This window comes from Microbulbifer mixtoriginis (SeqCode) (genome assembly GCF_052467235.1).
In genome coordinates, this window is sequence record NZ_CP174305.1 from 1,637,744 (window position 1) to 1,650,836 (window position 13,093).

The 13,093-nt window shown below is 46.8% G+C and carries 5 protein-coding genes; all 5 read right to left on the bottom strand.

What is annotated here, in order from left to right; all coding sequences use genetic code 11:
• Nucleotides 1–333: 333 nt before the first annotated feature.
• Complete coding sequence (locus tag ACJJIO_RS07210; protein WP_444910595.1) at nucleotides 334–4,698, bottom strand: fibronectin type III domain-containing protein; 4,365 nt, start codon at nucleotides 4,696–4,698, stop codon at nucleotides 334–336.
• A 1,408-nt stretch (nucleotides 4,699–6,106) separates the two neighbouring features.
• Nucleotides 6,107–6,412, bottom strand: coding sequence for a hypothetical protein (locus ACJJIO_RS07215; protein ID WP_444910596.1), 306 nt, complete (start codon nucleotides 6,410–6,412; stop codon nucleotides 6,107–6,109).
• Between the two features lie 209 nt (nucleotides 6,413–6,621).
• Nucleotides 6,622–7,044 carry a GFA family protein gene (locus ACJJIO_RS07220; RefSeq protein WP_252083436.1) on the bottom strand — a complete coding sequence of 141 codons (423 nt, stop codon included), beginning with the start codon at nucleotides 7,042–7,044 and terminating at the stop codon, nucleotides 6,622–6,624.
• A gap of 64 nt (nucleotides 7,045–7,108) precedes the next feature.
• Complete coding sequence (locus ACJJIO_RS07225) at nucleotides 7,109–7,501, bottom strand: hypothetical protein (protein WP_444910597.1); 393 nt, start codon at nucleotides 7,499–7,501, stop codon at nucleotides 7,109–7,111.
• Between the two features lie 393 nt (nucleotides 7,502–7,894).
• Nucleotides 7,895–13,072, bottom strand: a complete 5,178-nt coding sequence (locus tag ACJJIO_RS07230) for a DUF748 domain-containing protein (protein WP_444910598.1) — start codon at nucleotides 13,070–13,072, stop codon at nucleotides 7,895–7,897.
• Nucleotides 13,073–13,093 lie beyond the last annotated feature (21 nt).

Sequence of the window (13,093 nt, forward strand, 5' to 3'; positions counted from 1 at the left end):
TGCCTGACAAAAATCAGCCAGCCCTCAAAAAATAGAATTACAAATAGTTGGCAGTACAGCGGCACTATAGGTGGAGAGTTAACTAGCACTCCACATTTATAAAGAAAGAAATACCCTCCAATATTTTTAGACCTAGCTATACCACACAGAAGCGTGGCCCAAAAATGTAACCGGTTACATTGCCATCTTTAAAACATAGGGACAAATTTAATGCTCCAATCCCCCACTTTTTAGGCAAAAAATGATAGCCCTAGAGTAGCAGTCCGACGGTTAAAACCCGTCGGACTACCAAATAAATATGCCAGCTTTAGAATGGCGTTATTAATGAAATTACTATCTCACCGGCTCTCGCAGCAATAGCAGAGGGCCGCCACCATTACCACCACCGCAGGTATCAATATTTCTTGATTTGAAACGATGATTGAAGATCAACTCAACATCCTTAATAGCATCAAGATCTACTAGCGAACCAAAGCGGTCTGCCAATTTGATAGACAAGCGCCAGCCAGTAGCAGCAACACTACGCTCCTTAAAGACACTAGTAACCGTAGAGCTGGAGCCTGCTCCACTATTAAACATATCCAGATTTGCAGCCATAGGCACACGATAGCTATTACGGAAAGCCAGGCTAGCTCCATCAACGGTATCCCAGAAACGTGCGCTATAAGTAATCAACTCGTCCTTGATACCTACACCATCTGCCGTCTCCACCAAAGTACCCGGCGTTTTACTGCGCACAAAGCTGGTACCGCCATAGGTTAAGTAAGCCGGTGTTTCTGTTTCACCACTGACGTTGTACAACAGAGGAATATTGAGTCCAATGGTCTCAATTTTATCCAGGTAGGACCCACCCGCGGCAAGACAAGACAGATCACCATTATCCGCAATAACCGGACCCAGGAAGAAATTACTACGCGGCAATTCCTTCACTGTACTAAATTCCACAGTCAACCAGATATCGGTGCCGAAAGAGCGCGACAATAAACGTAGCTTTTCCTGGAAAGCTTCCTGCGGGTTCAATTCTGGACCGCCTTGTTGATCAGGATCTGGATGTGCATAGGTTTGTGGAATACCATTGATATCATCCACATAACCGAATACATCATCCTTTAGCGAGAAGGTGTCTATCGCTTGCTGGGTGCCATTTAAGTTACGCAACTGATCAAAAGATGCCATCTCACTGAAGAAATCTCTCAGCTCCTCAGTATTACGCAACTGGAAAATAGCTTCTTTTCTAGAACCACTAACCGGCCCAATAAAAGATTCCTGCCACTTGTACTCCAGCGCACTGGCGGTATAGAACAACCATTTCTGTGCTTCTTCAAAGTGACGTTCCGCACGCAGCATCTCTGTGGTCAGGCGACTGGCGTGAATCGGGTCGGCAAAATAGCGATCGGCCAAGTTGGCGTTGGTGGTGAACATCTGGTTCATAACCCGCTGTGCCTGATTAAGCATACCGATCAGACGCTCGACTTCCTGCTCTACGGTCGCTTCTGCCTGGGCAATATCTAGTGCGATAGTATTCGCTTCCAGCCACATGGTACGTATCCGCGCCCTGCTTTCGACTTCTAATAATTTGTTAGAACTGTCATTAAGCTTGGCACGTTCTTCCGCCGCCAGGCGAATACTCAGCGCTTCCAGCTTACCAATCTCTTTAATACTTCTGAGGTTGATATGGCTGGAAACCACTTGGCTGATACCTTGCTCCAATAAAGCAGTATCCTTCCCTTGGGAAAAGTATGCTTTTACAGCACCACCCACGACTTTAAGGAAGCCATCTCTTTTCCTTGATTTCTCCGCCTCTTTACGAATCTTGGTGATCTGCTTCGAAATGGATTCCTGCTTGGAGCCATAATCCAGGATGATCTTCGACATGCCATCGACGATACCCTCTTCCTCTGCACGTCGCTCAATTTCGATTTCAATCGCACTCAGCAGGTTTTCCATACGCTGCAGGTTGTTACTCAGCGCAATTTCTGCGAGCTCGATGTTATTCGCCTGTAGCGCAATTTCACTACCTTGCTGCGCAGACTCTTCAATAATGATGCAGTCTTGGTTAAAACAATTGCTCGGGAATTCCAGGCCCAGCAAGCTGTACAACCAGTTGCCCAGTTGCTGGTGGCGATCGGTATATTCCGTAGCGAGCTTGTCAGCGCTGTGACGATAGTTCTCATAGCTAGTTTTCGCAGCTACCAAACTGTTTTGCGCTGTGGCAATAGGGCCACTGCTTTCGTTACCAAGGAAGTCTCTCAGTGCATCGAAGGAGTCAAACACGGTGTTGCCATCAATACCGTAGCCTTGTACCAGCAACACAGCATCCTGGGGCAGACCCAGAATATTGGTTTCTCCAGTGAGCCAGCTCACGGAGTTTTCCAAATCGCTGATATGGGTATTCCATTCGGATATAGCTTCGGGCAGGCCAGAGAAACCCTGCACCTGGGTGAAGTCGACATTCAGGAAGATCGCACGCAACGATGCCTCTTTGGCAATCAGCTCGCTGCGCAGCGTGTCCATCTCGTCAACCATTTGCGCCAACAAGGTGGTATTGGTCTGACCAGCTACAACGGCCAAACGCGCTTGCTGCACTTTGGTAGAAGCCAATTTGCTCATCAGCTGATAGAGCATGGTGACATCTTTGTAACCAGTGAACAGTAATTCTGCCGGGGTTACATCTTTTTGTGCCAGATCGTTGGGATCATAGTAACGGGGACTGATTTGACCACGGGAAGGACCCCACTGCGCTAAAAACTCCGGTGCATAAGTCAGCAGGGAGCTGTACTGCTCCAGGGCGTCTTTCAACAACTGGTGTGCAGTTTCTATATGGCCAACTTCGACAGTCACCGCTTCGTTACGCAAACGGCTAATACGGGCATTATCCAGGGCTTCATTAGCCAGGATCATTTCCGCTACCGCGCGATCGTAGTAAACATCCAGCGTGAAACGCTGCAGGTTTTCATTGTCGGGGTGGTGGGTCAGCTGCTCGAAAATAAACGCTTCCACATCGGTGGCACGGTTGCGCTCGGCAGTGTCGTACAGGCTGGAAAATTCAACCGTGGCTTCACCACTGGCATAAGGATTGATGACCGTATTGGTGTTGGTATCAACGATATACATCAAGTCCAGGTAGCGGAAGGCCGCTTTATCCTGGGAGAAAATACCCTGAGCAGGGTTTTCCTGCGCTGCTGGTACTTGATCTGCTTCGTTGTAGTACAGCTGCTTACGGATCTGTACTGTGGGATCTAGCTCCATGGTGACCGTGAAGATATCACTGAAGTCGGAGGAGCCCGCCTTGTTGACCGCTTGTACACGATAATCGTGGGTACCGAATACCAATGAAGAAGCATTGTATTTATAGGTATTGCCAGAGCCGTTATACACAGCCTGCCAGCTGCCATTATTAATACGTTGCTGCAGCAGATAACTATCAGTTTCGGCAACTGATGGCCAGCTCACGGTATAAGCTTCACCGGTAGAAGAAGGCAAAGTGATATAGCTCGGCGCTGCTGGTGGCTGTAGCAAATCTACGGTGGCACAGGCTTCTGGCGAGTAATTGGAATGATCTGTTGAAGTCAGTGCGCGTACCCGGTAGCAGTGGCGACCATCCTGCAAGTTACTCAGTTGGTAGCTACGTGCAGTGCCGCGATAAAGCTGCTTATTTGCACTGTCTACCACTTGATATTCAACGGTGAGACCGCCTTTATCAATTTCTGTCCAGCTTAGTTTTACTTTGCCATCCCAGCTGCTAGTGGGCGCTGCAGACAGCACCGGTATACCAACAACACGATCCACTATAACGCTGACCGGTGGAGAGTAGTTGGAGCAGGTGCCTTTAACATTACAAGCGCGCACCTTGTAGCTGTAGGTACCATTGCTAATGTCAGTAAAACTCTTGCTCAGATCAGAACCACTGTAAACAGTAGAGTCATTACCATCTACAGCCTGATAACTAGTGGCATGCGCTTTGGCTTCCCAGCTCAGCGTATATTTACCGTCTAGACTGGTGTTCGTATTTAATTTGGGATCTGGTACGCCTGGACGAAAATAAACCTGTAGGTCACCACTTTCTCGATACGAAGAACAGAGGGTGGCACAAGAGCGAACCCTAAAGCGATAGATACTGCCATGCACCAAAGAGGAGACGGACCTGCTGGTTGCAGCAGAGCCTGAGTGAATATCATCAGACCAGCTACCATTATCCCTGCGCTGCTGTACCTCATAGCTGGTTGCACCATTACTAGACCCCCAGCTTAAATTTACACTGCTGGATGATACATAACTTGGCACACTGAAAGAGGAGGGAACAGGCGGCGTTCCAACAGCGGCTACGGGACCCGTTTTAAAATCGCTGCACATATTGGGCGTACAGGCCCGCACTCGATACTGATAACTACCCAAGGATCGTCCACTTTCACTGAAACTGGTTCCTGAAGAATTATAAATTCGGCTCCAAGAACCTCCATTTATTCTACGCTCGAGTTCATAATGGCTAGCGCCAGGCCGTGAGGACCAACTGACGATATAAGAACCGTCATAATCTGCACTTGGATAACTTAAGGTAGTAGGTGTAGAAGTAACTGCTACCTCGCGGCACTCCTGTTTTGCCCCCAAAGGTGCACGTCGGTCAACCCTATAAGTGCCTTGTATACCCTCAGCCTTAAAACAAAGTGAGTAATTTCCATCAGCAGTTAAATTCACCACTCGAGTACCAGTGAGAGGGGGCGCACTATCGAGCGTTGTTTCATTGCCATTTAGGACCTGTACTATTGAATAATCTTCTTGTCGTCTATACAGGTTTGAAGATCCAAGCTCATAAGCTTGCCATTTAAGTGTTGCTTTTCTATTTGAATAGCTAAGCGTGAAGCTATCCGGCAATTCGAGAGTACAGGACTCTATTATGTCCGGAAGCTCACTAAGTAATTTTTGACATGAAGCTAGCGCTTTCTCTGGTACCCCGGCAATGAGTACAAGCCCTGTTATAACCAGAGAACTCATTAATTTTGAAGATGCGATCATACTACGTTACCAATTCCCTCTGACTAACATTCCATACTTTATATTCGATCAAATATCATGCAATCTGCATCATCACTCTTCAAAGTAATTTAACTCCAAGCCTCTCTAGAACCACCAAACTTATGAGGCAAACTTAATAAATCGAGAGCTTACGCTCAGGAAGACCTGCCACATTTCGACATTCAAAAAAATGAACGCCTTTGCATTTAATAGTGTTTACCTCGCTAACCCCTGCTCAATGGAAGGGGGAAATTCGAAGCAAGAAAAAGCATGGTAGCTGGATACACCTAAAAAGAGCCGCTAACCAATCTTAGATTTTCATCTAGGTAGATTTTATCGGTGAGATCATCTTTATTTCAAGAAAAAAGCCAAAAAAAATCAAGTTTTGTCTATTTCCTTTGGATCTGCGTGGAATAAAAAATGTAAAAAATATTAAATACAAGGTCCAAATATACCCCACTGGTAGACCCAGCACATTTAAACGAGGAATTATCAAAGACAATTTAAGCAAATTACTTTACCTAACGGTAGTGACTTACATGTCCATCAGAACATTACTGGCCTACCAAGTTAAGACAAGCAAGAATAATTAATCTTTCATAAAGAAGAAGAGGCAGGCATACAAAAAGATCAAGATCCCTACAAGAAAATCGACACAAGAAAAACCAATTAAAGGCCATTACCAATAATAAAATTTAATCCATAAAAATCAGAAATAAATTTAAGCCTGACTCAACTGACCTCGATCATTACCGTTCTTTATTTAACAAAGCAAGAGGGGTAGATGGGTAACCCTTTGCCCTCACGCCACAGCTTGCAAATGGCAACAAAGCTTTTCTCCGGAGTCACATTTTGACCTTAGAAATCCTTTAAATGATGAGCAGAAACCTTACTACCACTTAAAAGTCATGTGGAGTTTCATCTCTAGTAGAAGATTGAGCTTGAAAATATAATATTGATCCACCTAAGAGCCATAGGGGTCGGACATCTCAATAAGTGAGAATTCGTCAGAAAATCGGATATATAAGGACTGAAAGGAAACTTTGATAGGAGATTAGGGGTGCGCGCAGCCCGTTAGCAACGCGCATGTCTTTTAACGCCCAAAAAATAAAACGGCGAAAGCAATGATTAAACCAACCAACAACACCCATACTCCTCGAAGCATCAAAGAGCGAGCATACTCCGCTTCTTTATACCGCAAAGCATAGGGAATTCCGGTAATAGGGCCAAGAAATATAGTGACAATTCCCCAAACCCAGTGCTTATTACCCAAGGCAGTCAATGCAGCCATTAGGCCCCCAAACCAACACAGGGTCACACCTATGACACATACTACCAAGGCGATTATGGACCACCACTGATTAGCCAGGAAAATTTCTACTATCTGTGTTTCTGTCATGGCACTCTGCCACTCCCTATTACTACTTGATCATTGCAAATTTTCAGGCCCTTTTCACAGCTTGATAATGCTGCTTCCAGATAGCCCAAATTACCCACGATTTGCCATGGGCACAGCCGCTTTCAAACCGATAGCGCTGTTAGCGAACAATAGTAACCTTAAAGGGGGACAAATGGTCCCCCCAAAAGTAATCAGAAGTGTGTGATCACTTACTCTCCGGAAAATTCAGTGACCAGCTCCAGGCCGGTTATGTTTCTGGTCTCATTGGCAAAGCTATAGTATGTGGGCTTTTCATCAATAAATATCTGATGGGTCATTGTCACTTCAGGGGGAAGTTCGAAGATACCCGCAGGAACTGAATACTGCTGGGTTTCCTTTAATCGGTAGAAGAGATGGGAGCCACAATTGGAACAGAAACCGCGTTCAGCCCAGTCCGAAGAGTCAAATACAGATACATGCTCCTCACCAGAGATTTCCACACTGGTCTGGCAGTCCACCGCCAACAGTGGACCACCGCTCCACTTTTTACACATGCTACAGTGACAGACTCCAAGGTCAGAAGAAGGCAGCTCGGCCTTGATGGTCACAGAACCACACAGGCAGCTTCCCTGTACTGGATTAGTATCACTCATATTTTCCTCTCTCTTCTGTAAAGCTATAGAAGCGTACACTTACTAACTGTTGCCACAGGGCAATCTAAGACTCATAAAACTTACAACGGCGCTTGAACCAGTTAATTCTTTTAGTGTGATTCTCTGGGCAGTTTTCCATACACTGGCTACCAAGCGCTTTCAGGGTGATTGCCTCTGGGTAATTTGCCACTACTTCCCCCGCAATGATATGACGAAAACCTGGTTCGTCTGCCGTTATAAGAAAGTGGTTTTCTTTATTACCAATTAAGATTTTTTCTCTGGCCATAGCATAAACCTGGAATTCCCACATCCCCCAGGAGCTCCATTTATTCATAACCAGGCATGTAGACATGGTTTTTAGAGGCTGCTGCTGCTGCTGCTGCTGCTGCTGCTGCTGCTGCTCAATAGCAAATGAAGAACTTGAGAACAGCAGTAGGAAAAATATAATTATTCTCATATTCAATCCCTGAATACATATAGCAGTAAATAATTTGACAGATAGTCGCAATATAAGTAGTAAATAGCACTACCCAAAGAGAGGTATACTCATCCCAACTATGTCACAAAAATGAGAAGCACTTCAAGATATGATAATATGATTTACCTTTTGGGCATTTATAACCCAAACTTCACTGAAAAAACATAGAAATATCTTGCAGATTTTATTGATAAATAAAGCAAGCTAGAATATAGGAAGTATTTCATTTATTAATAACAACATATCTCCACACTGATAAATATAGCCACTTACACTTCCACAAAACACTCATCCAAGAGGATGATATATCTCCAGCATAGAGAATAAAGCACCTATCAAATATCAACTTCCCTTAGAAATAAGTCACTGATATTAATTAGAAAATTCAACTCTTGGATCACCAAAGTCACGTCCCATATAATCCGGTGCGCAAGGAATAAGCTCAGCAGCTGGGATACCTGCATCAATCAAATAGCGCTCAACTTTTCGACTGCGCTCTAAGGCTAGCTTCTCAAATTCTTCACGCAAGAAAATCGGCGGCCTACGGTAGAAATTTGATAAAAATCTGCGACTACCGCGTAGACCAATTGTTGAATTTGGGTACATTGCATTCCAATCCCTGGCATTGGCAATACCACAAACACCAGGACGGGCATCCGGATGTTTATGTAACACTGCGACCATTTGCTGAAGTTGTGCCAGCGCTAAACCACTTAACTCCGCACTGCCGGGAGCAAAATCAATGGAATCAAAGGACTTCGCCATAAATCGCCCCCAGGCCAATTTAGCCAAAAGATAAATACCATAGGGGGTGAAGTAACTAAATAAAGCATCCATAATGGCTTTATGTAATAATTCGCTGAAGACATACTCCATAGAAAACTTTGGATCGCGGATATTGCCGGTTACGGGCATACCAAATTTCACATTCCCCTTACCATCTTTTAACAACCAAAGGGCAAGGTTCAGAGGGATAAACCTCTTCTTAACTGGTAATTGATCATCTTTTCGTACACGCCGAACCTTTATTTTTTCCAACACCACATCGGCAAAGGCATTTAATTGATTTTCATAGACATGGATATTCACCACCGCATCCATCTGCCCCTGCAGTATCTTGAAACCGAGTAGCTTGGCCATATAAGGCGTAGCCGGTATTAGATTTACATTAGCTAAGTAACCGGTCAGATCCGCATTCCATTTTTTTTGCCCCAAGTAGTCTATTGTCCCCCCTAATTGAATATCGCCAAATCCACCGGGGCGGCCATTCGCGACAATCACAGCTGGAGGATGCTCCCCCACATTACTGATATCGCTGAGATTAAGATTGATATCGCGTACTGGCAGCCGTGCGCGAAACTCATGTTTTCGATCCACCCAGGTAAAAGTACCATGGCGTAGGTGGATATCACCAATATGGTATAAGAGTGGAGGCCGGTGTTTTTTCTTCCTATGCAGATATTGATTAATCGGTATCCCTCGCAGTTCGGCAATCTCCCAGGTTACCGGAAACTGACCCTGCTCATCCCTCAACAAGATAAAACGTGGGCGCAGGAAATCGATAAAATCAATCGTCAATAACTCCATACGCTTATGGAAACTCAAGCCTTTAATATGCAACAGTCTAAAGTCCCCAATGGTACTGTGGCGTTCAAACTCGGGAACACCAGGATCCCGGTTGAAGAAATGGAAATGTACGGCCTCCCCCCAGGCGAAGTACCATTCTTCTGAATTCAGAGAAAAGTGGGAAATTTCAATACTTTCCCCCTCTACTAATAATTCGCCTCGTGGTGAAAAAAGATCAATATTCTCAACCTTAAACAGTGGAAGAGTTAGCCCGTGTACGCCACTGAAGTTACCATCCAACTCAACGGCTCCGAGTTTGAAGCAATGAATCCCTTGATCAAAATAACCGGCGGGAATACAGCTGGCAATACTCAGAAGCCGTAGTTGTTGTACTCCTATAGTTCGCCCCTCCAAACGCAGTTGCTCCACTTGCAATCTCTGCGTCTTCAACAACGGGAAAGACAATGCTTGCGTAAAGCCCTTCTCATGCATTTGTATTTCCGCCACACTGATGTCCCTGAGCAGAAAAATCCTTCCGGTCGCCCCTTGTTGACTTTCCATACCTCCCAAGCGTAATTGGCTCAACTGATAACAAGGGGCAATATTTTTGTCTTTCAAAAGTCCGGCGGGTAAACAGCCACTGGCACCCTGCACCCGTACCAGCGCCTCCCCCTCAAAAGAGATATTATCCAGCTGAAAGTTGGGTATTTTAATTGGCTCAGTATTTTTGCGTGGAATAGAGAGACCAGCTAAATGTAAGGAGCCCTCAAGAGTAAAAGGCCGACTTAGGGATACGCGCTGCAAACCTGGCATATACAGCTCATCGACGCCATAACAGCTCTGCGTATCTCCAGCTCTGGATCGCTCAAGCCTTTCTATCGTTACAATCTTGCCGGAGTCTGGCAGGCACACCCGGGTATTGAGAATCTTTAAGTCGGCAACAGAAAAGTCCTTCCCACCATTCCAGTTGACTCCCCGCCAACTCAACTGTTGCAGGCCTGCCTGCAGGAAATCTCCGCCTTTTTGCCAAAAAGCGATTGGACCAGTGTAAACAGCGCCAGAACTAATCCGATCAATACTACTTTCAAAGCCGATACTAATTGGGTTACCCGTAAATTTTATCTGTGGTGTTTCAATACAGTCAGCCAGATTTGCCCTATCGATTTCACGAGGGAATAGGCGCTGTAAACCACAAACTAAGATATTGTCGATCGTTAAATCGTAGAGATCGATGGAGCCGGGGGAAAAATAAATCCGAGGAATGTCAAGTTTTGCAAACTGCCAAATGGGCTCGGCAGAGGCAGCACGGGTAAATTCCGTCACTCCCAGTGACACCCCACTGCTATTGATAGAGTGCAAGTCCCGACTGTATATACAATGGGGGAGTTTTCCCATTATGCCCTGTCGCTGTGGGAGACAAGCCAATAGGGACTCTGCAGACAGCTTGTCAAACTTTATTTCTGAAGTGGCAGCACCATTGCGGGACCAGAGAAATTCTAATTCTGGCAGAGAAAGCTGTTGAATATCCAGTGCAGCTATTCCGTCCATCTCCAGCAGTTGAATCTGAGCAATGCTGGAGTCATTCAAATTGGCCGATGCTTGCTGTCGACCAAACTCCAAGTGGAAGGCTTCGCCTAAATGCAACTTCTGCAGGTCTATGCAGCGAATGTGAATATCAGAAAGTACCGCGATATCCGGTAGGCAAATATCCAGTATTTCCAGTGCACTTTCAGGCAAGGCGATATAAGTGCTGAGCGCCGCAGACGGTAAATAACGGATTCTAACTAATGGGAAATTCAGGTCTTCAATATTTAGCAGGGAGCGATTTTGTGTTGTGTGTGCCAGAGCACGCTCGATAGAAAATTCTGCAGTGGCAATATCAAAGCCTCCGCGCCAAGCAATGCGAAGAGGCTGTTGTTGGCGCAAGTCACGAAAGTCAAAGCAAGTGGGCATTTTCTCAAGCGGCAGGGAATCCCGGTAAATTAACCGTGCCCAAGAATCTGGTAAGCAACCATCTAAGCGCTGCAAACTGGCATTTTCCAATTTGAAGTTTGGCGCGTTGACACTGGCCATTTGGTTACTGGCTTGAGGCCCCTGTTCCTCTAGATTGCCCTTCTCCGTACCATAATCCGCCTCTATCGGACCGATACTTGATGCCATGGCGCTGGCAGCCCAGGGATCTTCAACGGCTTCACGGCGAAAATATCCGCTGCCGTTGGCCATTTTCTGTAATAAAAGCCCTTTATTACCGCTGGGGCTATCCCCCAACATAAGTCGTTGCACCCCCAATTTGCCAAAAATGGCATACCCATCCTCACCCGTTTGCAGGGCAAAGTTACCCTGTCCCTTAAGACTGTTGAGTTGGGCGCACAAGGGCCCCAGGCCCTCAGGCAGCAAGCCACGCGATAAGCAGCCAGACAAGGATTCCAGGGAAAAATCCTGAATTGAGTAAGGTGTATCCGATGCTAAAGTGTCGATACCCCCCCACTTTAATTGACGCAGTCGCAGCCTCTCTTCTGCCAATCCCTCTAGCTGCATCTGTCCCAGATACATTGGCCCACTAGCAGCTCCCCATGGAATCGACTTTGACTGCGAACCAAAACGCAGCGCCACTTTTTCCTCTCCACGTAAACCAGTTAAGCGCACACAGTGATCGGGTTTACCCCACAATTCACCGGGCACACAGCCGCTGGCACTATTCACGGATAAACTGCCCACCGAGAGAATTCGGCTGGCCTTATCAAACTCCAGTGAACCCAGCCGAGCTTGCTGTGCTGTCAGAGGCTGCCTGTGGGGCTGGGCGACATCCACATAGCGCACCTGTTGGGCGCGACTGGGACCGGTAATTATTTTAAGCGGTTGATTCCAGTCAAACTTGGTAGGACCGGGGAGATTCAGGGTAGTGGCTCGCACACAAAAGTGGTGCTTGGCATCGCGTAAGTGCTGTGGACACCAATCGAAGGCGGTAGCGCCCGCACGACGCCAGCGCAGCCGTTTAATCGGACGAACATAATCAAAATCGCGGATAGCAATGGTTTCTGCGCGCCAGTCCTGCCAACGCTGATCGCTTCGCCGTAATATAACGCCTTCGCCATTGGCACGGCGCCACTGCGCCATAGCGACACGACCAAAATCAAATTTTAAATCCCCAGCGGCTTTCAGACGACGCGCTGCGGCACAGTGGCCGATCAGGCGCTGTAATCCGTGAATCGCATCGGCCCACTGTTGTGGCGGGCAACTGGAAAAAAACTCTGCGTGGAAGGCATCCGCTTCGGTGCGCAAACTAGGCCAACGAAAATCCCCAGACTTCAAGTGCAGATGCGCCAAAGTAGTGTTATATCGCGCAGACTTTCTCTCTCTGGCTAGTAATTCGTGTAATTCAATTCCAGCGGCGGCAATATCAACTTTTAGGGGAACGTTTCCTTTGCGCCACAGCCCCAGGGTGAAATCCCGCGCTCTTATATCGCCAATGTAAACGCAGGAGGCTGTAGACCAGATGGGCTTGTGTAAATAGCAGAGTTCGCTATTACGAATTCGTGCTCGCTCGATTGCCAGCTTAAAATCCCTATCCTTGCGCTCAACCTGTGCCAAATCCCAGCCGCCCACCTCCCATTCTCTGCGCCATTCTCCCGGCACAGATTGCAGATCCATATAGGCGCCACTAATAGAGACTCGAGGCAGATTGGCGCGACCACGCAGCAACTGCCACCAACTGTAATCCAGCAGAATCTCCTGGGCGGAAAATCCTCTCCCCTCGCGGTTGATTGCGCGCGCATCCACAAGCAACAAGTTTAAATCCAGCAGAGACACTCGAAAGTGTTGCGCCTGAAAATCCAGTCCGCGCTCGGCCATCCATGAACTGGCCTTATCGCGTACCAAACCGGAAAGCACGAATGAAAAGCCTTCCAGCAATAATAATCCGCCAATCAACCACCACAGCAGGTGATGAAAGCGGGCATTATGACGGGCAGGCTCTGTTGGCATTGGAAAAATCGCGCCGCGAAA